This is a genomic window from Faecalibacterium sp. Marseille-P9312, from assembly GCF_902497445.1.
In the GTDB taxonomy this organism is placed as follows: Bacteria; Bacillota; Clostridia; order Oscillospirales; family Ruminococcaceae; genus Faecalibacterium; species Faecalibacterium longum.
Genome location: NZ_CABVEW010000007.1, coordinates 145,126 through 165,673 on the forward strand (window position 1 = coordinate 145,126; position 20,548 = coordinate 165,673).

The window sequence follows — 20,548 nt, forward strand, 5'->3', positions numbered from 1 at the left end:
TGACTTTTTTGAATTTCGCATATACTGAAAGCGGAAATGCAAAGATTCCATTTGGACTCACCAAAAATCCCCCTCCCGGTGTTCTCCGGGAGGGGGATTTTTGGTGTGCTTTTCCCGACTTCCGGCGTATAACCCCGTCAAATTCCCCGGTTTTATCCAATTATCTTAGGCAAAACGATGATTTTGTAAAAAGCCCTTGAAATAATAGTAGGGGGGGGGGGTATAATATTTCAAACCTCTGCCTGCGGGCGGCGGAACATTTTGTTCAACACTGGATAAGGAGGACTTCTATATGAAACCCGTCAAAAAGATCCTTGCGCTCATCCTTGCAGGCGTCATGGCTCTGGCCCTGCTCACCGGATGCGGCAAGTCAACATCTCTGAACCGTACTATGGCTGAAGGTATAGCAGATTACTTCAAGTCGTCATGCGTTCAAGTGGGAAATAAAAATAATATCTCCGTCAGCTACCAGGTTCCCGAGCTCCGCCGTGATATCGCCCCCCTGTTTGATGAAACCTGGATCACCAAAGATAACAGTGGTGATGATGTCCTTACCGAAGCCGCCAAAGAGACCCTGAAGGGCATCCTGAGCCCCTACATGTCCGATTCCTACGTCGCCTTCCATGCGGCGGATGTCACGGATGTCAAAACCCCGTTCATGGAAGGCGTAAATTTGATCGACTCGACGATAGGGTTCGTCGCCAGTAATCCCCCTTTTGACGCCGCCTCCATCACCAGCATGAAAATCGCAGTCACTCACAAAACCGTCAATGGCCGCACCTACGCCCTCACTGTGGTTATTTTTGAGGCTTGATCCCCCCTGCCCCGGAGCCCTGCGGCCCGGGGCTTTTTTGCGCCCCGGAGCGAACAAAAAAGCATCCCCTGCAGCCTTTCCGGCCATTGCCCGGCCGGGCCCTGCAGGGGATGCTTTGGTGTTGCAGAAAATGCGCCTTACTTCAGCACTGCGCCGAGGTTTGCGCTGGTGACCATGCGGGCGTAGCGGCTCAGCCAGCCGGTCTTGATGTTGGGCTCGGGAGCGACATACTTTGCCTTGCGCCGGGCCAGCACCTCATCGGGCACTTCCAGCGTGATGCTGGCGTTGGGGATGTCGATGTGGATGGTATCGCCTTCCTCAACAAGGCCAATGGGGCCGCCGGAAGCGGCCTCCGGGCTGACGTGGCCAATGGCAGCGCCGCGGGAAGCGCCGGAGAAGCGGCCATCGGTGATGAGGGCCACGGTCTTGTCCAGCTTCATGCCGGCCAGAGCGGAGGTGGGGTTGAGCATCTCACGCATACCGGGGCCGCCTTTGGGGCCTTCGTAGCGGATGACCACCACGTCGCCCGGGACGATCTTGCCCGCATAGATGGCGGCGATGGCCGTTTCCTCGCTGTTGAAGACGCGGGCCGGGCCGGAGTGCTCCTGCATCTCGGGGGCCACGGCGCTGCGCTTGACGACGCAGCCATCGGGGGCGATGTTGCCCCACAAGATCTGCAGGCCGCCGGTCTGAGAATAGGGATCATCGATAGGACGGATGGCCTTGTCGTTCAGGATGTGAGCGCCCTTGATGTTCTCGCCGAGGGTCTTGCCGGTGACGGTGGGGACATCCAGGTCCAGCAGGCCCTTCTTGGCCAGCTCTGCCTGCACGGCAGGGATGCCGCCGGCGGCGTAGAGGTCGGGCATATGGGTGGGGCCTGCGGGGGCCAGATGGCAGAGGTTCGGGGTCTTGGCGCTTATCTCATTGAAGAGCTTCAGGTCGATGGGCACACCGGCCTCGTAGGCGATGGCCAGCAGGTGCAGAACGGTATTGGTGGAGCAGCCCAGTGCCATATCGCAGGTCAGAGCGTTGCGGATGGAGCGCTCGTTGATGATCTGGCGGGCGGTGATGCCCTTCTTCACCATATCCATGACGGCCATACCGGCGTGTTTTGCCAGCTGCAGCCGCTTGGAGTAGACGGCGGGGATGGTGCCGTTGCCGGGCAGCGCGATGCCGATGGCCTCGCACAGGCAGTTCATGCTGTTGGCAGTGTACATGCCGGAGCAGCTGCCGCAGCTGGGGCAGCAGTTGCAGGTGCAGTCTTCCAGCTGCTCGTCGGTGATCATACCGGCCTTATAGGCGCCCACGGCCTCGAACATCTTGGAAAGGCTGACTTCCTCGCCGCCGTAGGTACCGGCCAGCATGGGGCCGCCGGAGCAGACCACGGCAGGCACATCCATGCGGACAGCGGCCATGACCATGCCGGGAACGATCTTATCGCAGTTCGGCACCAGCACCAGACCGTCCAGCTGATGAGCCATCAGCATGGTCTCCACGCTGTCGCAGATCAGCTCGCGGGAGGCGAGGCTGTACTTCATGCCCACATGGCCCATGGCGATGCCGTCGCAGACGCCGATGGCCGGGATGAGGATGGGGGTGCCTCCTGCCATCTGGACGCCTGCCTTGACGGCGTCGGCGATCTTATCCAGATTCATGTGGCCGGGGACGATCTCGCTGTAGGCGCTCACCACACCGATGAGGGGGCGGTCCAGCTCTTCCGGGGTGTAGCCCAGGGCGTAAAACAGGCTTCGGTTGGGCGCGCGCTCCGAGCCTTTGGTCACGTTGTCACTTCTCATTTTATCCTCCTGATACAAAAAAGCACCGGAATCAGCAGTTTTTCTGCTAAAACCGACGCTCTGGTATTCAACCTCTCAGTCTGCTTCGCAGACAAGGCCGGGTTGCGGCACCCAGCATCCGCAGCTCTTTGCTTGCGTATTGCTGGCCGCGGCCCCAACAATGGCTCCCTGTTTCCGCCACTGGCGGCGGTCGCCATTGTTGCCCCTACCGAGGGGAGCCTCTGGCGAAGAGACGAGGCTTTACGATATGCCAAGGCCTCCCCTCGTTAGGGGAGGTGGCAGCGCGTCAGCGCTGACGGAGAGGTTTTTCTGATTTTCTTACTTCTTCAGCCAGCTCATCATGCTGCGCAGCTCTGCGCCCACCTTTTCGATGGGGTGCTCGGCCTCCATGCGGCGCTGAGCGAGGAAGTGGACCTTGCGGCCGCCGTTGGGGCTCATCTCGGTCAGGAACTCGGAAGCGAAGGTGCCGTCCTGGATCTCGGTCAGGACCTTCTTCATCTCCTTGCGGGTCTCAGCGGTGATGAGGCGCTTGCCGGTGCGGTAGTCGCCGTACTCAGCGGTGTTGGAGATGGAGTAACGCATCTTGGAGAAGCCGCCCTCGTTGATGAGGTCAACGATGAGCTTCATCTCGTGGCAGGTCTCGAAGTAGGCCATCTCGGGCTCGTAGCCAGCCTCGACCAGAGTGTCGAAACCAGCGTGGATGAGCTCGCAGACGCCGCCGCACAGAACAGCCTGCTCGCCGAACAGGTCGGTCTCGGTCTCCTCCTTGAAGGTGGTCTCGAGGATGCCGGCACGGCCGGCACCGATGCCGGAAGCGTATGCCAGAGCGATGTCCTTCGCCTTGCCGGTGAAGTCCTGCTCGACACAGATCAGAGAGGGGCAGCCCTCGCCCTCGGTGTACAGGCGGCGGACGATGTGGCCGGGACCCTTGGGAGCGATCATGATAACGTCAACATTCTTGGGGGCGGTGATGGTCTTGAAGTGGATGTTGAAGCCGTGTGCGAAAGCCAGAGCCTTGCCCTCGGTCATGTAGGGAGCGACCTGCTTGTTGTAGATGTCAGCGCACAGCTCATCGGGGACCAGCATCATGACGACGTCGCCGGCCTTGGCAGCCTCCTCGACCTCCATGACCTTGAAGTTGGGATGAGTTGCAGCGAACTCAGAAGCCTTTTCCCAGTGAGCAGAACCCTTGCGCAGGCCGACGACGACATTGACGCCGCTCTCAGCGAGGTTCTCGGAATGTGCGTGGCCCTGGCTGCCGAAGCCGATGACAGCGACGGTCTTGCCGTCCAGCACGCCGAGGTTGCAGTCGGAATCGTAGTATTTCTTGATCGCCATGGTAGTTGTTCTCCTTTTGTTTTTTACTTATTTCAGTATAAGATGAATGATAAGCATCGTATATTTTTCGCTCACTGGGGAGCGGAAAAGTAAATCAGTGGCATCTCGTGCCGGGCAGCGGGAACTGTGCCTCTCTTACCTCCTGCGCGGGCTTCTGTATATGCTGATGCATCCCGCCGCGCTCGAGGGCGGTGACGCCGGTGCGGCACTGCTCCAGGATCTGATAGTCCGACATGAGCTTCAAGAAGGCGTCAATTTTTTCGGGACGGCCCGTCAGCTCAAAGACCATGCTGTCGGGCGACAGGTCAATGATCTTTGCCTTATAGATGCCGGCGATCTCCCGCAGCTCTGCGCGGTTGGTGACATTTGCCGCCACCTTGAGCAGGAGCAGTTCCCGCTCGAGAGCGGTGGACTCGTTGAGTACGAAGACCTGACGGGTGACTTCCAGACGCTCGGTCTGGAGGATGAGCTGCTGGAGCTCCTTTTCGGTACCCGAGACGGAAACGGTGATGCGGCTGACTGTGGGGTCGTTGGTGGCCGAAACGGTCAGGCTGTCGATATTGAAGCCTCTGCGGCAGAACAGGTTGGACACCCGGGCCAGAACGCCGCTCTGGTTGTCCACCAGCAGGCTGATGACCCTGCGCTGATTGGATTCCATGTCGCTGTGTCCTCCTTATTTCATGATGATGTCGTTGATGTCGCCGCCGCCGGGGATCATGGGCAGGACCTTTTCGTCCTTGTCGATCATGCATTCGATCCAGGTGGGGCCTTTCTGCTTCAGAGCGTCGGCGAATGCCTCCTGGAACTGAGCCAGGTTCTCGCAGTGGTAGCCCTTGAGGCCGAAGCCCTCGGCCAGCTTGACGAAGTTGGTCTTGCGGTGGGGGTCGGTCTGGGAGAAGCGCTTGCCATAGAAAGCGGTCTGCCACTGGCGCACCATGCCAAGCACCTGATTGTTGAAGATGACGGTGATGATGGGCAGCTCGTAGCTGACAGCAGTGCAGGCTTCGTTGAGGTTCATGTGGAAGGAGCCGTCGCCGGTGAACATGACCACCCGCTGGTCGCGGCCCAGCGCCATCTGTGCGCCGATGGCTGCGCCGTAGCCGAAGCCCATGGTGCCGAGGCCGCCGCTGGTGATGAAGCCGCGGCTCTTGGTGTGGCGGATGTACTGTGCCGCCCACATCTGGTGCTGGCCCACATCGGTAACGTAGACCGCCTCGGGGCCGCACTGGTTGCAGACCTCGCCAATGACCTGATGAGGCATCAGGCGGGAGGCGTCGGACACCGGGTGGTAATCCTGTGCCTGCCACTCGTGGATCATCTTCATCCAGTCGGGATGCTTCTTGTCCTCGATCATCGGGAGCATGGCGTTCAGCACATAGGCGGCGTCACCCACGATGGCAAGGTCAACATCCACGTTTTTGCCCAGCTCGCTGGCGTCGATGTCGATCTGGATGATGGTCGCATTCTTGGCGAAGGTCTTGGGGTTCAGGGCCACACGGTCGGAGAAGCGGGCACCCACCGCGATAAGGACATCGCAGTCGGCCACCGCCCGGTTCGAGGTGTAGCAGCCGTGCATACCCACCATGCCGATGTTCATCGGGTCGCCGTAAGGCACGACGCCTGCGGCCATCAGGGTATAAGTGGCCGGGATCTCAGCCTTTTTCAGAAGGTCACGCAGGGGCTGGCAGCTGGCCGCCGAGCGGACGCCGCCGCCGAAGTAGACCAGCGGGCGCTGTGCGCCGTTGATGATGTCTGCCGCCCACTTGACCTGCTCTTCGTTGAAGGTGGTCACGGTGCGGATGGGCTCCGGCTTTTTCGGGGTGAACTCACACACCGCAGCGGTGACATCCTTCGGGATGTCCACCAGCACCGGCCCTTTGCGGCCGCTCTGGGCGATACGGAAAGCCGCACGCATGGTGTCGGCCAGGTCTTCGACCCGGCGCACCGTGAAGTTGTGCTTGGTGATGGGCATCGTGATGCCCTCGATGTAGGCTTCCTGGAAGCCGTCCTTGCCCAGACCTGCCGTGGTCACGTTGCCGGTGAAGGCCACCATCGGCACAGAGTCCATATAGGCGGTGGCGATGCCGGTGACGAGGTTCGTTGCGCCCGGGCCGCTGGTGGCCAGCACCACGCCGGTACGGCCCGTTGCACGGGCGTAGCCGTCCGCCGCGTGGGATGCGCCCTGCTCGTGGGCGGTCAGCACATGGGTGATGCGGTCGGCGTTTTTGTACAGCTCGTCGTAGAGGTTCAGCACTGCGCCGCCGGGGTAGCCAAAGAGGGTATCCACCCCCTGCTCACAGAGCACCTCCACAAAGATTTGAGAACCGTTCAACTGCATGGCGAGTTTCTCCTGTTTCCGTTTCCAATTTCCACTTTACACACTTTTTTCCCAACGCTTTCAGGGAGCAGCACCTGATAAACAAAAGGTCTCTGTCTCCTTATCCAAGAGACAAAGACCTGGAATCAATCCAAAACTCTCTGCGGTACCACTCTCGTTGACGCTTTCCGCGCCCTCTCACGGGCTTCCAACAAAGCCCTGCGCTCTAACGGCCGCCACCGGCGCTGCTTAGCAGACGTCCCATATATCGTCCTTCAGCAGGCTGCTCCGGGAGGATTCCGCGCCGGGCCGCCTGCTGCCTTGCATCGTCCGGCAGCTCTCTGAAAAGCAGGTATCCTGCGTTACTTTTTCCCATCTGTGCATTTGTTGGGTCAATTATACTATAAATCGGGCCGTTGTCAATCGACGATTTGTAACGTGAATCATGGCAAACATGAAGATAATTAAACACCATCTTGCGCAGGGCCTTACATCGCTGTATAATTCTGAGTAACCGACTTTACTTAAAGCATAGCCTCTCCCTTTGGGAGAGGTGTCATCGCTTGCGATGACGGAGAGGGCAAGGCCACTGGCAAAGCCACACAAGCTCAGCGATCGTATCACTCTGACAAAGAGCCTGCCTATCGCTGTGCGGTCAGCTTTATCGCACAGTGCTTGCCCTCTCAGGCGCTCCCGCGCCAGCTCTCCCAAAGGGAGAGCCAGTTATATAATAGAAAGGGATATTATGAACCTCACAGAATGGAACGCCCGGCTCCACGGGCTGGTCATCTTCCGCGCCCTGCTGGACGATGACGTCATTGCAAAATTGGTTGACCTCACCGACCGGATGGCCGCTGCCCCCCAGAGCACGGGAGCCGTGTGCAACGCTGCCGCTTCCTTCGAAGCAGCTCTCTTCGAGCACACCACCAACTTTGGCGAATACCTTTCCGCTGCCGTCCTCGAAGCCGAGACGGTCTGTGTCCGGCAGGCGGCTGTCAGCGAAGTGCCGCCCGTCTTGCAGACTGCACTGGACAATGAGCTGGACTTCCTGCGGCAGCTATGCAGCCTGACGCTGGACGAGCTTCTGGACGCCGCCGGTGCCGCCGACAAGCTGCCTTTCCTGCCCCGGTGGGAGACGAAGGCCATCGACCTCCACGCCGCCTACGCCCAGCGGATGAGCGAGGTGGGCAAAAAGGGCTACGGAATGTTCGCCAAGCACCACGTCTTCACGGTCGAGAACGGCCAGCTGGTGCCGGTGCGCTACCCCGACCCCCAGCGCCTCGACGAGCTGCCGGGCTACGAGCAGGAGCGGGAGAAGGTCATCGCCAACACCCGCGCCCTGCTGGCCGGGATGCCCGCCAACAATGTTCTGCTCTACGGCGACGCCGGTACGGGCAAGTCCAGCACCGTCAAGGCCATCGCCAACGAGTTCGCCGCCGACGGCCTGCGCCTCGTGGAAGTCAAGAAGAACCAGCTCTATCAGATCCCCGATTTGATGGACAAGCTGGCCGCGAACCCACTGAAGTTCATCCTCTTCATCGACGATTTGAGCTTCACGGCCAACGACGACAACTTTGCGGCCCTGAAAGCCATCCTCGAGGGCAGCGTGGGCGGCAGAGCCCGGAACATCGCCGTTTACGCTACCTCCAACCGCCGCCACCTCATCAAGGAGACCCTCTCCGACCGCACCGGCGACGACATCCACGAGGCCGACACCCGTCAGGAGCTGATGAGCCTTTCGGCCCGGTTCGGCCTCACCGTCACCTTCCAGCGGCCCGAGAAAGCCCGGTTCGAGGTCATCCTCACCGAGCTGGCCAAACAGCACGGCATCGAGATGCCCCACGACGAGCTGCTGACCAAGGCTGAAGCCTTCGCCATCCGTGCCGGAGGCCGCAGCCCCCGCGTCGCCAAGCAGTTCATCGAGCAGTGCGCCGCAGGAGTGCAGAAGTAAATAAAAGGAACGATTCAAATCTTCGAGAGTTCCCTCATGGAATCCCTCCGGAGGCATTCTCTTCGGATGCCCCGGACCACAGCGCCGGGATCCTGCAAAAAATGCGAGATCTCATACTGCGCAAAAGCACGGCCCTTATCCGAGACGAAGATTTTCCCCTCCGCAAAGCTCACGGTGAACCCCCGGAATTCAAATGCAAGGCCGTTGTCCGGTTCATTGATGGTGTCGCCCCAGACGGCCCGCTTCAGGGCCGAACAAAGGCGGTATTCCTCTTCCGTGCGGAGCCAGAGTTCCGGCGTCTGGACACTGTGCTCCAGCAGGAACAGGTTGGTAAAATCCCTTACAAAGCCCGTTTCTTTGGCCTCGATGGGCCGGTTCAGCTGCTTCCATTCCCGGATGTCGAAGCGGTAATAAAGGTTTCCTTCCGTCCCTCTCCGGGGGCTGACCTCTGTGATCGCGCTCCGGCGGACGGCGTTGCATTTCGTGACTTCGCCGTAGTACCGGACACCTGCCTGTGCGCCGAACACATACTGTGACTGGTAAAGGGCCACATAGCGGATAGGAAAATCACTGTCCTGCAGGCGCTCTGCGGGGATGTAATAAAAGCAGTCCTTCCGGCAAATATCCAGCTGCTGCAGGCTGCGCATGGTACCCACCAGTACATCCCGCACGGCCCAGTCCACTGCTTTCAGCTTCGCTTCCAGTTTCTCCATCTCGCCCGCCCCCTGCTGTGCTTTGTTTTATTGTACCGTCTTTTCTGCCGGGAGGCAAGATGCAGATAAAATATACGAGTCCTCTTTGTAAAGAATCCGGATCCAGCTTCCCCGGTAGACATTCCCCCAGAAGCTGAATCTGAGGTGTGCCGCCTTGACGGGTTGCGTTTACTGATTTTTCCACAGCCCCTTGGCGGGGCCTTGAAAAATCAGAACGCGGCCCCAGCCTCGCCTCCCTGTTTCCGCCGCAGGCAGACGGGTTGCGGCACCCAGCATCCGCTGCGCCTTGCTTGCGTATCGCTGGCCGCGGCCCCAACAACTCCTCGCTGCTTCCGCCGCTGGCGGCGCTCGTCGTCGTTGCAGTCGGCTCCGCTGCTGTTCGAGTCCCTAATTCTCCATACTCTAGCATCAGCTGCATTACATAAAAAGAAAAGCCACTAACTTTCGTTAGTGGCTTGCATTTGGTGGAGAATTAGGGACTCGAACCCCAGACCCCCTGCGTGTGATGCAGGTGCTCTAACCAGCTGAGCTAATCCTCCGAATCGGAACGTGCTTATTATACCACTCCGTTGGCCCAAATGCAAGCCCAAATTTTCGTTTTTCGAAAAAAGTTTGAGCCGGCAGCGCTTTTCGGTTGCTCTCCGGGGGCAGATGGTGTATACTGGGGCTGGAATTCTTTCGAAAGAGAGGTCTTTTTTATGATAACTGTACGCGGTATCATCACCTTGCTGGTGCTGGCTGTCCTGTTTGCACTGGCGGTGGTGTGGATCTCCCGGCAGGGCGGCTGGAAAGGCGAGGGCTGCGGAGGCAACTGCTCTTCCTGCCACCAGCACTGCGACACCCCCGAGAAGAAACACTGAGCACACGAATGCCCCCTGACCGGACGGTCAGGGGGCATTTTTGCGTCACAGCTCACCGTAATGGGCGGCAAAGACCGCGATGGTGCTCAGCAGGTCGTCGTGGGCTTTCTGATAGGTGCTGTAACTGATGTTCAGCTTGTCCATCACCTCTTCCCGCCTCCGCCTTTCCATGTAGCGCAGCTGCAGGATGCTGCCCCGCAGGCCCGGGTCTGCCTCGCGGTAATACTCCTCGGCCAGCTGGATGGCCCGCTTCCAGCCCCAGTTGCAGGGGCCGTAGACCCAGTTTTTCTGCCCGTAGCGGCTGAGGGCCTCCTTCGTCTTCTGGCGCTGTTCCTGTGTCATGGCTTCCATCCCCTTTTTCCCCTCAGCCCGCCGGGCCAAAGAAGCAGCGGTCGCGCTGCTCGACGGTCATCCCCAGCATCTTCGAGAGTTTTTCGGCCTCACTCACCTTGAATTCACTCTCATTTTCCAGCTTACAGCGGAGGGTGTTGTTGGTGATGCCCAGAACATGGGCCACATGGCCCAGTTTCATGCCCTGGCTGCGGATGCAGTCGCGGATCATCATGGTATCGGTCATAGGCGTTTCTCCTTTCAGTTTTGCGTTCAAAGTGTTCAGTACAATCATTGGTTGTATTATATCTTTCAGTTGATTATTTGTCAACATTATTCGCAAAATAGTCCCTAAAAAGTTGATTTATAGTAAATTTTTTGCTATACTGTCCTCAGAACACCGAAAATCGTGCAAACCGCAGAGAAAGCGAGGCCCTATATGTCCGATACCGATTTATCCAGCCGCATCCGGCAGCGCCGGGAGCAGCTGAGCCTGTCGCAGGAAGAGCTGGCCGCCCGGATGGGCTACCGCTCCAAATCCTCCATCACCAAGCTGGAAAAGGGCATCAACGACCTGCCCCGGGCCAAGCTCGAGGAGCTGGCCGCCGCTCTGGACACCACACCCGCGTGGCTCATGGGTCTCGCAGACCTGCCCTGCCCTCCGCCGGGTTTCGAGCCTCTGCCTGAGATGGCGCGGGTGCCTCTCGTAGGCTCCATCGCCTGCGGCACCCCCATCACCGCTGAGCAGAACATCGAGTGCTACATCGGCGTCCCCGCCGCATGGCACGCCGACTTCGCCCTCACCTGCCACGGCAGCAGCATGGCCCCCACCATCTGCGACGGCGACATCGTCTGCATCCGCCGCCAGCCCGAGGTGGAGCAGGGCGAGATCGCCGCTGTCCGCATCGGCGAGGAAGCCACCCTCAAGCACTTCCACCGCCAGGGCGAGACCGTCATGCTGCTGGCCGACAACACCGCCGTCTGCCCGCCCATGGTATTCGCAGGCCCCCAGCTGGAAGAAATTCAGATCGAGGGCCGTGCCGTGGGCTTCTGCCGTGGCTTATAATAAGGAGGACTCCACATGTCTGCACCCGAAGAAATGACCCTCAAGGTCATCGCCCATATCCGCACCGCCTTCCCCACCAAGTTCGGCATCCCGCGCCAGAGCGGGCTGGTGGACAGCCTGCGGGGCGAGGTCATTTTTACCCCCGAATACCGCAACGCCGACGCCGTGCGCGGCCTCGAGGATTTCAGCCACATCTGGCTGGTGTGGCAGTTTTCCGGCGCGGTGCGGGACAGCTGGTCCCCCACCGTCCGGCCGCCCCGCCTCGGCGGCAACACCCGGATGGGCGTATTTGCCACCCGCTCGCCCTTCCGGCCCAATCCGCTGGGACTGTCCAGCGTCCAGCTGGAAGCCATCGAGCACCGGCCTGACGTCGGCCCCGTCCTCATCGTGGGGGGCGCCGACCTGATGGACGGCACCCCCATCTACGACATCAAGCCCTACATCCCCTACGCCGACTGCCACCCGGACGCCGCCGCAGGCTTCACGGCACAGACCCAGTTCCACCACCTGACCATGGTCTGCGACGCCGGCCTCTGGGCCAGAGTGCCTGCCGTCCAGCAGGCCGCGCTGCAGGGTGTGCTGGAAAACGACCCCCGTCCCTCCTACCAGCACGACCCGGAGCGGGTCTACGGCATGGAGTTTGGCGGGCTGGAAGTCCACTTCAAAGTGGACGGCGAGGTCCTGACCGTCACCGGCATCGACCGCCGCTGACGCCGGAGGGACAGTTATGGAACTCCGAAACATCAACACCTTCCTTCATATCGCCGAGCTGCACAGCTTTTCCAGCGCTGCGCGGGAGCTGGGCTACTCTCAGTCGGCGGTATCGGCCCAGATCTCCCAGCTGGAAGCAGAGCTGGGTACGCCTCTCTTTGACCGGGTGGGCAAGACCGTCCGCCTCACCGATGCGGGCCAGACTTTCCAGAGCTATGCCCGCACCCTTCTCATCACGGCCCAGCAGGCCAAGGCCGCGCTGCTGCCTGCCCGGGCCGTCAGCGGCACCCTGCGGGTGGCACTGGCCGATTCCGTATGCAGCACCTTCCTGCCCGACCTGCTGCAGCAGTTCCACGCCCTCTGCCCGCAGGTGGAGCTGGTGCTCCGCACCGCCACCGCCGACGAGATGCTGCGGCTGCTGAGCGCGAACCAGATCGACCTGGCCTACACCCTCGACCAGCCTCTGCTCCTGCCCAGCCTGACGCTGGCCGTCAATGTGCCGGAGCCGGTCTGCTTCGTGGCCCCCGCCGGGCATCCGCTGGCCGACAAGGCCGAAGTACCGCTGGATGTTCTGGCTCAACAGGAATTTCTTCTCACAGAGCGGGGCATGAGCTACCGTGACGCCCTCGACCAGCGCCTCGCCGCCCGCGGGCTGTCTATCCACCCCTACATCGAGCTGGGCAGCGCCTCGCTGCTCTGCCAGATGGTGGAGCGTGGGATGGGGTTCTCCTTCCTGCCCGAGTACATCGTCCGTCCTGCCCTCTCCGCCGGGCGTATCGCCCGCCTCAATGTCCCCGACTGCACTGTCACCATGCACCGGCAGCTGTTCTATCACAAGGACAAATGGCTCACGCCCCAGATGAAAGCCTTTATTGAGCTGGTAAATCAATAAGCAAAAGCCCCGCACCACATCGAACGATGCAGTGCGGGGCTTCCTCTTTGTATTTTCGGTTCAGCTCAGCCGGTTCATCCGGACCGCCACATAGGGGTCCGGAAGCTTGAGTTCCTCGGCCAGGTCCTCTTCCGTGTCGTACTTGTCTGCCGCAAGGCCCACGAAAACGCTGCAGCTGTCGAAGCGTCCATCCGGCGAGAGAGCCGTTATCTTTGCCTCGCCGTCGGCGACGGCAGTCACGACACCAGAAGCGTCCACAGTAGCGACGCCGGGATTGCTGCTGACCCATGTGATGGGTACATTCGTGCCGTCCTCCACAGCGACAGACGCTGTGAGTGCCTCTTTGCTGCCCACCGTGCGGAGCAGCAGGTCGTGCTTATTCAGAGTCACCTTGCCGACATCGCTGTTGACGGTAACGGCGCAGCGCAGCGCCTGACCGTTGGTGGCCAGCGCCGTGATGGTGGTGGTGCCGGGCTTCTGGGCCGTGACAAGGCCCTCCGGATCCACCGTTGCCACCTCGGGGTTGCTGCTCATCCACTGGTAGGCATAGACAAAGGAGCCGCTCGTGTTGATGAGCTGCAGTTTCTGGCTGGGGTGGGCGTTGTTGTACTGGATAACGAGGTTGAGGGTGGTGTGGTCGAGGGCAGGCTTTTTGCTGGCCGCATTGCCACTCTCCTTGCGGACAGTCACCTTGCAGGCAGCGCACTCGCCCCGGTCAGTGATGGCGGTGATCGTGGCCTCACCGGCGCTGCGGCCGGTGACACGGCCATCGCCGTCCACGGAAGCCACGGTGGGGTTGCTGCTCATCCAGACGATGAAGTAGTAGTCGCTCTGCCCGCCGGTGTAAAGATAGGCTTTGGGGCGGGGGTCGTCTGCCGTGATCTCCAGCTCCATCTCGTTCACTTCCAGCTCAAAGTTCGCCGATGCTCCCAGCAATGCGGGGGCCGCCTGTGCAGCAGGAGCTGCCAGAAGCAGCCCGCTCAGCACAACCGCCGCTGCCAGCCGTGTGATCTTATTCATAGGGTAGCACTTCCCTCCTTTGGATAAGGTTTATCGCAATGTGCTCTGCACAAAATCCCTCTCACTATTAGCCTCTCACTATTAGTTTATTGTACACGCACCCAAAAGAAGGGTCAAGTTCTTCGCCAGAAGTGTCACAATTTCGCGCACCTTTTCGTGAAAGGCACTAAAACACCCCCGCCAAATTTATACAAATCGTGCAGACTGTATTTCACCAGACAGCAAAAGAGCCGCCGCACTTTATACAGGTGCGGCGGCTCTCATCGGACGGAATATCTGAAAAAACTCAGTAATTTTTGGCCTTCAGCTCAAAGTAGCTCTGGGGATGTGCGCAGACCGGGCACTTGAGGGGAGCAGACTTGCCGATATAGGTGTAGCCGCAGTTCCGGCAGACCCACACCTGCTGTTCCTCACGGGCAAAGACCTTGCCCTCCTTGAGGTTGGCGGCAAGGGCGCGGTAGCGTGCCTCGTGCTCCTTTTCGATCTGGCCCACCAGCGTGAAGAGAGCGGCCAGCTGGGTGAAGCCCTCCTCCTTGGCCTCCGCTGCCATGCGGGGGTACATATCAGTCCACTCTTCGTTCTCGCCGCTGGCTGCCATGTCGAGGCAGGTCAGGGTGTCGGGGATGGAGCCGCCGCAGAGGGCCTTGAACCACAGCTTGGCGTGTTCCTTCTCGTTGCCGGCGGTCTCTTCGAAGATAGCGGCCAGCTGCTCGTAGCCTTCCTTCTTTGCGACGCTTGCAAAGTAGGTGTACTTGTTGCGGGCCATGCTCTCGCCTGCAAAAGCTTCCATCAGGTTCTTCTCGGTCTTGGTTCCCTTGAGTTCCATAATCTGTTCTCCTCTCAGATAGTCTGACACTGCCAGTATGGGCTGTGTCCGGTTTGGTTTATTCTACGCGCAGCCCGCTTTGTTCGGTACCGGGTGTGCGATCGGTCTTCCTTGTCTCTGAGGGTATTATACCAGAATTTCGGGCATAAATCAAGAATTATTCCTATTTATTTTGAGAATATTTCCTATTTATTTTTCAACTATGCTGCTTGAGTGCGCACACGGCGATGCTGAGAGCGCTCCATGCCGCCTGATACATCAGCACCGCAGCCACGCTCAGCATCCCCACGCTGCCCGCATAGGTCAGCAGGACGGCGATGGCCACCGAGAACCACACCGACACCAGCTGCACCGTGGTAGCGGTCGTCTCGGCGTTCTGGGCCTGCTCTGCGGCCCGCAGACCGCCGGTCAGGCTGGCAAAGCCGTTGGTGCAAAGGATGCAGCAGCCTTCGGAGCCGGTGTCTTCGGCGGTGGCAGCGCCCAGTGCGGCACACTGCTCCTGATCCAGCAGGACGACCATGCCCTCGGGCAGATGGTAGGCGTCGGTGATGTGTCGTGCGGTCAGGGTGGGATCCTGACAGGACACCAGCAGCTGGATATTCTCTTTTTGCAGCTGTTCCAGACCGCGGGCGGCGTTCCGTCCCCCCACATAGTGGAGCACGAACATGGCGTGCAGACTGCCGGACACGGCCAGATAGAGGATCTGCAGCTCGCCGTTCTTGGAGTGCTTGGCCTCATATTCCTCGTCGGGCAGGGGAACTTCTTCTTTTTCCATGTACGCACGGGTGCCGATGAGGATGCGGTTGTTGTCGCACCATGCAGAGAAACCGAGGCCGCGATGGACCTCCAGGTCCTTGACCGGGTAGAGGATGTCGGTGCGGTCCTCGATGATCTGGCGGAACAGGCCGCTCAGGGTGTTGCAGCACTTGCTCAGAACGCTGGCCGAATAGAGGATAGCCCGGTCGATGCGTCCGCCCTTGAAGATGCGGATGTCCTCGAGCATGGCACTGTCCGGGGTGAACAGCTCATCGGCGTCAGCCTGAACGGTATCCACACCGCCCAGTTCCTCGATGGCCGCCCAGCCGGGGATCACCGCACCCGAGGCAGCGGCAGTCTGCTGCAGCCGCAGGGATGCAAAACCTGCGATAAGGGTGGAGGACAGAGGCGAACCCATGCAGAGCACAGCGGTCAGCGCCGCAGCACCGCCGTTGAGGCCGCCGCCAAAGACGCAGAAGACCAGACCGGCCAACACAGCCGCACCCAGCAGGATGTAATTCGTCTTACGGGCGCGGCGCTCACAGGCGCGGGGGCCGAAGCCCTGCTCCACCATCGCGTCGTCCCACTCAGCGGGTCGGCTGAGCAGCACCCAGGGGTCTTTTTCGTCCATGTCCCTGGAGAGGATGCGGATAAGGTCTTTGTCCTTGGCACGGAACGCACCGCGATGCTCCGGACCGGCCTGCGCCAGTTTGAAGCCGCCCTGGACCGAGGCCAGAAGGACACGGTCGCCCAGCAGTGCAAGGAACAGCCCCAGCGCCGCAATGCCGGACAGAAGGGTGAAGCTGGACGCCTGATAGTTCTGCGCGTTCAGCAAAGCCACAGCGGCCTGCAAAAGCGCAGCGCAGGCTGCCATCGCGGGCATGGTCTCCATGCTGGGGCGTTCGCCCCGCAGACCCTTCAGGCCATCCCTCACGACGGGCCAGCCCACCGCCAGCGCCAGCGCCAGGAAGAGCAGATCAGCGGCATAGAAGGCCGCCGGGGCAGTTACGGGGTCAAGGCCGCCCAGCGGACCGACAAGGCCCTCTGCGGCGAGGCCGAAGTGGAGCAGCACCAGTGCAAGGATGCCGCCCAGCGCACAGCGCAATGTAAGGGCCGCGCCCATCTGGTGCAGCCGTTCCCCCACCTGTTCCGGCGTCTCGGGCGTTTTTTCCTCTTCGACAGGCGCTTCCTCGACGGGTGCAGCCTCCGGAGCAGCCGGGGCAGTACCGGCCTCTTCGGCCGACTGTGCAGGCGCTTCCTCCTGCGGCGGCTCCACCGGAGCCGCCTCGTCGCCGTCGTTCAGGAACATGAGCGGCAGGCTCATGCTGTCGTCATTGTCCGGCGGCGTCGCGCGGGCCGGGGCTGCGGGCGCTTTCTCGTCGTCGCCCTTGCCGAAGAACTGCATCGCCGGGGCCGCATGGGGCTTCGACACCTTGTCTTCTGCAAACACCATCTCGGGCATCGGCACGGCAGGCTTCTCCGGCACTGCATCCGGCTCTTTTTCTGCGTCCGGTTTCGCTGCAACGACCGGAACTTCCGGGGTGCTCTTTTCCGGTTCTGCGTGCTTCACCGGCTGGGGAGGCTCTTCCTCCTGCGGCGGAAGCTTTGCACCAAACAGCATGGCTTTGAGCGCCTGCATCTCCCGGTCCTCATACTGCTCCTGCGGGGTGCGCAGCTCGTACTGGACCGCCTTTTTCCGGGGCGCGGCCTGCTTTTCTGCCGGCTTTTTCTCCGGCTTGGGAGCAGGCGGCTCCGGCGCTTTGAGGGGTCCTGCAGGCTTTTGGGGCTTTTCCGGCTCAGGCTGGGGGGCGCTGACCGGCTCGACTGGCTTCGGCTGCTCGGGCTTCGGCTCTGCGACTTCCTCTTCCAGCGCCAGGACCAGCTCCAGGTCGGAGGGTTCCTCCGGCTCCTCGCCGCCCAGCTGTATCTCGCCGGTACGGCTCTCTTCGGGTGTGCCGCCTTCCTGCTGTTCGCCCTTTTCACGGCGGAACAGCCGGCCCAGCAGGCTCTTGGGCTTTTCTTCATTCTCATCGTCCCGCCGGGTCATCTCCTCCGGGACCTGGGCTACACTGGTGGTAAAAAAGGTGCGGAATTTTTCTTCGCGGGCGTCGAGCTCTTCCTGCGTCATTTCCTTCCGCTCGTCATCCTTTGGCATCCTGATCTTCCCTCCCTTGTTTCGTTCGGCACGGGCCAGCTCAGCCCTGTGCGGCGCGCTGGCTCTGGATCTCATACAGGATGATGCCTGCGGCCACCGAGACATTGAAGCTGTCCACGCCGGTACCCTGTGCGGTCATATCGAGGCTCACAACGCCGTCGCAGAGCTTCTTGACCAGCTGCGACACACCGCTGCCCTCGCTGCCCAGCACCAGCGCAATGGGGCCGGTGAGGTTATTCTTGCGCAGGGACACGCCGTCCATGTCGGCGCAGTAGACGAAAACACCCTGCTCCTTGAGGCGGCGGATGGTCTCGCCGATGTTGGCCACACGGGCCACGGGCAGGCGCTCAGCCGCACCGGCGCTGGACTTGATGACGGTGGGGGTCACGGATGCGCCGCCCCGCTTGGGGATGACGATGCCGTGAGCGCCGCACAGCAGAGCCGAGCGCATGACAGCGCCCAGATTGTGGGGGTCTTCGATGCCGTCGCTCAGCACAAGGAAGGGCGGTTCGCCCTTCTCTTTGGCAGCGGCCAGCAGGTCCTCCACCGTTGCGTATTCGATCTCACTGGCAAAGGCGGCCACGCCCTGATGGCTCTCGGTGCCGGTCATGAGGCGCAGCTTGTTGGGGTGTACCCGCTTGACGGTGGCACCGGCTTCCTTCGCCATTGCGGTATAGTAAGCGGCCACAGCCGGGGCCATGCCCTCGGCCAGCAGCACCGTATCCACGCCGGAGCCGCTCTTCAGCAGCTCTGTGACCGGGTTCTTGCCGTAGACGAGGCTCTCGTTCCGGGGCTGGTCGTCGGCCTTTTCGCGGCGGGGACGGCGGGGCATATTGCGTTCTTCCATGAAGTTCTCCTTCCGTTTCTATCGCAGGACGCCAAAGCCCTTCCGGCCCGGCGTCATCGTATCGCTTCAAACGAGTTTTCAGGGCCGCAGCGCTGCAAAGCTGCATTTTGCGGCAGGCACTGACGCATTTCAGACGTACAGCGCTTATAACTCATCTTGAAGTATAACATAAGCGGCAGGGGTTTGCCATAGAATTGCGCTTTTTCTTCCCGTGAAATTTCTGTGCCGCCCGCCCGGGCAGCGCCTCATGGGAGAAGTGTTGCCTTTTGTGCGCCGGTTATCCGTCTTTTTGCCTGTGGTAAAAGTTTTCCACAGGCAGGCCGCTTTACCATCCGTATACCCGCCCTGTTTTTTCCACAAGTTGAAAACTCTGTGGAGAAAGTTCAAAACTCAAGCGTTCAAGCCTGTTTTCCGGGTGGAATTCCACACTTTCCACAAGGTTTTCCACAATCTCATCTCGACAAGCTCAGAACCCTTCATACATTTTGTAATTTTCAAGTCAGAATTATGACAAAATTTTGAAGCAGAGCGGCACTTGTTTTGCCTTTTTATCCAACATCATTTTGACGAATGTGGATCCCTGTTGAAAATCGTCTGCTTTGGTGCCTCCGCCGCCGGTCTGGCCGGATGTTGTCGAAGCCTGTATAAAATGTTGCATCACACTTATTTCTCTGTCTTTCGAGCACACTGCTGGCCAAGAAAGCTTCGGTTTGGTTACAAAAACTCTCCGGTGGATTGATTTTACCCGCTGTTTGGGGTATACTTAGGGTGCAACTTCGTTAAACCATGCACAAAGCGGTGTGTGGGTACGAACAGACCCCGATAATTTTTGGAGGTAATAATAATGTTGGTAAATGCAACCGAAATGCTCATCAAAGCTCGTGACGGCCACTACGGTGTGCCTCAGTTCAACATCAACAACCTGGAGTGGACCAAGGCTGTTCTGACCGCCTGCGAGGAGATGAAGAGTCCTGTCATCCTGGGTGTCTCCGAGGGTGCCGGCAAGTACATGACCGGCTTCAAGACCGTCGCTGCTATGGTCGATGCAATGGTCGATTCCATGGGCATCACCGTTCCCGTCGCTCTGCATCTGGATCACGGCACCTACGAGGGCTGCAAGGCCTGCGTTGAGGCCGGTTTCTCCTCCATCATGTTCGACGGCAGCCACTACTCCATCGAGGAGAATGTGGAGAAGACCAAGGAGCTGGTCGCTCTGGCACACTCCAAGGGCATGAGCATCGAGGCCGAGGTCGGCTCCATCGGCGGCGTCGAGGACGGCGTCGTGGGTAATGGCGAGATCGCTGACCCCGCAGAGTGCGCAAAGATCACTGATCTGGGCATCGACTTCCTGGCCGCCGGCATCGGCAACATCCACGGCGTCTACCCCGCCAACTGGAAGGGTCTGGACTTCGAGGCTCTGGACCGCATCCATAAGGCTACCAATAACATTCCTCTGGTCCTGCACGGCGGCACCGGCATCCCCGACGACATGATCGCAAAGGCCATCAGCCTGGGCGTCTCCAAGATCAACATCAACACCGAGTGCCAGCTGGTCTTCGCTGAGGCTACCCGCAAGTACATCGAAGAGGGCAAGGATCAGCAGGGCAAGGGCTTCGACCCCCGCAAGCTGCTGGCTCCCGGCGCAAAGGCCATCGAGGCCAAGTGCAAGGAAAAGATCGAGCTGTTCGGCTGCGCCGGCAAGGGCTAAGCGGAAGCTTCCTTCTTAAAGGATATACCACCCAATAAATCATCGGCCCCGCTGCGTGGAAAACTCCAACGCGGCGGGGCCGTTTTGGGGTTATATAAATGCTTTCGCACAAAAGAAAACGCCCTAAGATTTCTCTTAGAGCGTTTTGATCAAGTCGGCGACTACCTATTTTCACAAGCCGTTTCCAGCTAACTATCTTGGGCACGAGTGAGCTTAACTGCTGTGTTCGGAATGGGAACAGGTGGAACCTCACCGTCATCGTCACCGACCATATGACTGGCTCAGTATACCATAAGGTCTACTGTTTGTCCAGTATTTTTTAGAAGGACGTGCCTTCAAAACTGAATAATCACTGCTACTTCTCGTTGACTTGAGATACTCAAGCGAATTGTGGTCAAGCCCTCGACCTATTAGTACACGCTTGCTGAATGGATCACTCCACTTACAC

18 protein-coding genes, 1 tRNA gene and 1 rRNA gene are annotated in these 20,548 nt (G+C 60.0%); 7 read left to right on the top strand and 13 right to left on the bottom strand.

Features of this window, described 5'->3' with window-relative positions; translation table 11 throughout:
• Nucleotides 1-292: 292 nt before the first annotated feature.
• Nucleotides 293-814: a hypothetical protein gene (locus F3G95_RS07445; protein ID WP_149794453.1), complete on the top strand. Its 522-nt coding sequence runs from the start codon at nt 293-295 to the stop codon at nt 812-814.
• A gap of 137 nt (nt 815-951) precedes the next feature.
• On the opposite strand, the gene ilvD is transcribed toward F3G95_RS07445, so the two are convergent.
• From ilvD to ilvB, 4 genes are all read right to left on the bottom strand, one after another.
• The gene (gene ilvD, locus F3G95_RS07450) at nt 952-2,610 is read right to left on the bottom strand and encodes a dihydroxy-acid dehydratase (protein ID WP_149794454.1); all 1,659 of its coding nucleotides are present in this window, start codon (nt 2,608-2,610) and stop codon (nt 952-954) included.
• A gap of 318 nt (nt 2,611-2,928) precedes the next feature.
• A complete protein-coding gene (gene ilvC / locus F3G95_RS07455) occupies nt 2,929-3,948 on the bottom strand; it encodes a ketol-acid reductoisomerase (RefSeq protein ID WP_149794455.1) in 1,020 nt (339 codons plus the stop codon).
• A gap of 94 nt (nt 3,949-4,042) precedes the next feature.
• Nucleotides 4,043-4,606 carry an acetolactate synthase small subunit gene (gene ilvN / locus F3G95_RS07460; protein ID WP_149794456.1) on the bottom strand — a complete coding sequence of 188 codons (564 nt, stop codon included), beginning with the start codon at nt 4,604-4,606 and terminating at the stop codon, nt 4,043-4,045.
• A 15-nt stretch (nt 4,607-4,621) separates the two neighbouring features.
• Nucleotides 4,622-6,286 carry a biosynthetic-type acetolactate synthase large subunit gene (ilvB, locus tag F3G95_RS07465; protein ID WP_149794457.1) on the bottom strand — a complete coding sequence of 555 codons (1,665 nt, stop codon included), beginning with the start codon at nt 6,284-6,286 and terminating at the stop codon, nt 4,622-4,624.
• 724 nt (nt 6,287-7,010) lie between these two features.
• On the opposite strand from ilvB, the gene F3G95_RS07470 reads away from it, so the two are divergent.
• On the top strand, nt 7,011-8,216 hold the full coding sequence (locus tag F3G95_RS07470) for an ATP-binding protein (protein WP_149794458.1): 1,206 nt from the start codon (nt 7,011-7,013) through the stop codon (nt 8,214-8,216).
• A 14-nt stretch (nt 8,217-8,230) separates the two neighbouring features.
• Here the strand turns inward: F3G95_RS07470 and F3G95_RS07475 are convergent, their stop codons facing one another.
• Nucleotides 8,231-8,929, bottom strand: a complete 699-nt coding sequence (locus F3G95_RS07475; protein ID WP_149794459.1) for a hypothetical protein — start codon at nt 8,927-8,929, stop codon at nt 8,231-8,233.
• Nucleotides 8,930-9,391: 462 nt separating this feature from the next.
• A tRNA-Val gene (locus F3G95_RS07480) sits at nt 9,392-9,468 on the bottom strand.
• Between the two features lie 159 nt (nt 9,469-9,627).
• Here F3G95_RS07480 and F3G95_RS07485 point away from each other — a divergent pair.
• On the top strand, nt 9,628-9,789 hold the full coding sequence (locus F3G95_RS07485; protein ID WP_149794460.1) for a FeoB-associated Cys-rich membrane protein: 162 nt from the start codon (nt 9,628-9,630) through the stop codon (nt 9,787-9,789).
• A 45-nt stretch (nt 9,790-9,834) separates the two neighbouring features.
• Here F3G95_RS07485 and F3G95_RS07490 read toward each other — a convergent pair whose 3' ends face one another.
• Both F3G95_RS07490 and F3G95_RS07495 read right to left on the bottom strand, forming a co-directional pair.
• Entirely contained in the window at nt 9,835-10,140 is a 306-nt protein-coding gene (locus F3G95_RS07490) for a SqdX protein (protein ID WP_149794461.1), read from the bottom strand.
• A 13-nt stretch (nt 10,141-10,153) separates the two neighbouring features.
• Nucleotides 10,154-10,366: a helix-turn-helix transcriptional regulator gene (locus F3G95_RS07495; RefSeq protein WP_015565492.1), complete on the bottom strand. Its 213-nt coding sequence runs from the start codon at nt 10,364-10,366 to the stop codon at nt 10,154-10,156.
• A 192-nt stretch (nt 10,367-10,558) separates the two neighbouring features.
• On the opposite strand from F3G95_RS07495, the gene F3G95_RS07500 reads away from it, so the two are divergent.
• Genes F3G95_RS07500 through F3G95_RS07510 form a run of 3 tightly spaced genes read left to right on the top strand, consistent with a single transcriptional unit; the run spans nt 10,559 to nt 12,788 of the window.
• The gene (locus tag F3G95_RS07500; protein ID WP_015565491.1) at nt 10,559-11,185 is read left to right on the top strand and encodes an XRE family transcriptional regulator; all 627 of its coding nucleotides are present in this window, start codon (nt 10,559-10,561) and stop codon (nt 11,183-11,185) included.
• Between the two features lie 15 nt (nt 11,186-11,200).
• Entirely contained in the window at nt 11,201-11,896 is a 696-nt protein-coding gene (gene tsaA, locus F3G95_RS07505) for a tRNA (N6-threonylcarbamoyladenosine(37)-N6)-methyltransferase TrmO (protein ID WP_149794462.1), read from the top strand.
• Between the two features lie 16 nt (nt 11,897-11,912).
• Nucleotides 11,913-12,788 carry a LysR family transcriptional regulator gene (locus tag F3G95_RS07510; protein WP_149794463.1) on the top strand — a complete coding sequence of 292 codons (876 nt, stop codon included), beginning with the start codon at nt 11,913-11,915 and terminating at the stop codon, nt 12,786-12,788.
• A 60-nt stretch (nt 12,789-12,848) separates the two neighbouring features.
• On the opposite strand, the gene F3G95_RS07515 is transcribed toward F3G95_RS07510, so the two are convergent.
• The 4 genes from F3G95_RS07515 to rlmB form a co-directional block, all read right to left on the bottom strand.
• Nucleotides 12,849-13,808 (bottom strand): Ig-like domain-containing protein, encoded by a 960-nt coding sequence (locus tag F3G95_RS07515; RefSeq protein ID WP_149794464.1) that lies wholly within the window; start codon nt 13,806-13,808, stop codon nt 12,849-12,851.
• 286 nt (nt 13,809-14,094) lie between these two features.
• Nucleotides 14,095-14,634: a rubrerythrin gene (rbr, locus tag F3G95_RS07520; RefSeq protein WP_149794465.1), complete on the bottom strand. Its 540-nt coding sequence runs from the start codon at nt 14,632-14,634 to the stop codon at nt 14,095-14,097.
• Nucleotides 14,635-14,830: 196 nt separating this feature from the next.
• Entirely contained in the window at nt 14,831-17,545 is a 2,715-nt protein-coding gene (locus F3G95_RS07525; protein ID WP_149794466.1) for a cell envelope biogenesis protein OmpA, read from the bottom strand.
• Between the two features lie 40 nt (nt 17,546-17,585).
• The gene (gene rlmB, locus F3G95_RS07530) at nt 17,586-18,392 is read right to left on the bottom strand and encodes a 23S rRNA (guanosine(2251)-2'-O)-methyltransferase RlmB (protein WP_149794467.1); all 807 of its coding nucleotides are present in this window, start codon (nt 18,390-18,392) and stop codon (nt 17,586-17,588) included.
• 844 nt (nt 18,393-19,236) lie between these two features.
• Here rlmB and fba point away from each other — a divergent pair.
• A complete protein-coding gene (gene fba, locus F3G95_RS07535; protein WP_149794468.1) occupies nt 19,237-20,100 on the top strand; it encodes a class II fructose-1,6-bisphosphate aldolase in 864 nt (287 codons plus the stop codon).
• Between the two features lie 152 nt (nt 20,101-20,252).
• Here the strand turns inward: fba and rrf are convergent.
• Nucleotides 20,253-20,369: ribosomal RNA gene (gene rrf, locus F3G95_RS07540) — 5S ribosomal RNA — on the bottom strand.
• Nucleotides 20,370-20,548: the final 179 nt, after the last annotated feature.

What these genes read in the sequence shown, in the direction of transcription:
- F3G95_RS07445 (WP_149794453.1), top strand. Translation starts at nt 293, where the DNA reads ATGAAACCCGTCAAAAAGATCCTTGCGCTCATCCTTGCAGGCGTCATG.
- ilvD (WP_149794454.1), bottom strand. Translation starts at nt 2,610, where the DNA reads ATGAGAAGTGACAACGTGACCAAAGGCTCGGAGCGCGCGCCCAACCGA.
- ilvC (WP_149794455.1), bottom strand. Translation starts at nt 3,948, where the DNA reads ATGGCGATCAAGAAATACTACGATTCCGACTGCAACCTCGGCGTGCTG.
- ilvN (WP_149794456.1), bottom strand. Translation starts at nt 4,606, where the DNA reads ATGGAATCCAATCAGCGCAGGGTCATCAGCCTGCTGGTGGACAACCAG.
- ilvB (WP_149794457.1), bottom strand. Translation starts at nt 6,286, where the DNA reads ATGCAGTTGAACGGTTCTCAAATCTTTGTGGAGGTGCTCTGTGAGCAG.
- F3G95_RS07470 (WP_149794458.1), top strand. Translation starts at nt 7,011, where the DNA reads ATGAACCTCACAGAATGGAACGCCCGGCTCCACGGGCTGGTCATCTTC.
- F3G95_RS07475 (WP_149794459.1), bottom strand. Translation starts at nt 8,929, where the DNA reads ATGGAGAAACTGGAAGCGAAGCTGAAAGCAGTGGACTGGGCCGTGCGG.
- F3G95_RS07485 (WP_149794460.1), top strand. Translation starts at nt 9,628, where the DNA reads ATGATAACTGTACGCGGTATCATCACCTTGCTGGTGCTGGCTGTCCTG.
- F3G95_RS07490 (WP_149794461.1), bottom strand. Translation starts at nt 10,140, where the DNA reads ATGGAAGCCATGACACAGGAACAGCGCCAGAAGACGAAGGAGGCCCTC.
- F3G95_RS07495 (WP_015565492.1), bottom strand. Translation starts at nt 10,366, where the DNA reads ATGACCGATACCATGATGATCCGCGACTGCATCCGCAGCCAGGGCATG.
- F3G95_RS07500 (WP_015565491.1), top strand. Translation starts at nt 10,559, where the DNA reads ATGTCCGATACCGATTTATCCAGCCGCATCCGGCAGCGCCGGGAGCAG.
- tsaA (WP_149794462.1), top strand. Translation starts at nt 11,201, where the DNA reads ATGTCTGCACCCGAAGAAATGACCCTCAAGGTCATCGCCCATATCCGC.
- F3G95_RS07510 (WP_149794463.1), top strand. Translation starts at nt 11,913, where the DNA reads ATGGAACTCCGAAACATCAACACCTTCCTTCATATCGCCGAGCTGCAC.
- F3G95_RS07515 (WP_149794464.1), bottom strand. Translation starts at nt 13,808, where the DNA reads ATGAATAAGATCACACGGCTGGCAGCGGCGGTTGTGCTGAGCGGGCTG.
- rbr (WP_149794465.1), bottom strand. Translation starts at nt 14,634, where the DNA reads ATGGAACTCAAGGGAACCAAGACCGAGAAGAACCTGATGGAAGCTTTT.
- F3G95_RS07525 (WP_149794466.1), bottom strand. Translation starts at nt 17,545, where the DNA reads ATGCCAAAGGATGACGAGCGGAAGGAAATGACGCAGGAAGAGCTCGAC.
- rlmB (WP_149794467.1), bottom strand. Translation starts at nt 18,392, where the DNA reads ATGGAAGAACGCAATATGCCCCGCCGTCCCCGCCGCGAAAAGGCCGAC.
- fba (WP_149794468.1), top strand. Translation starts at nt 19,237, where the DNA reads ATGTTGGTAAATGCAACCGAAATGCTCATCAAAGCTCGTGACGGCCAC.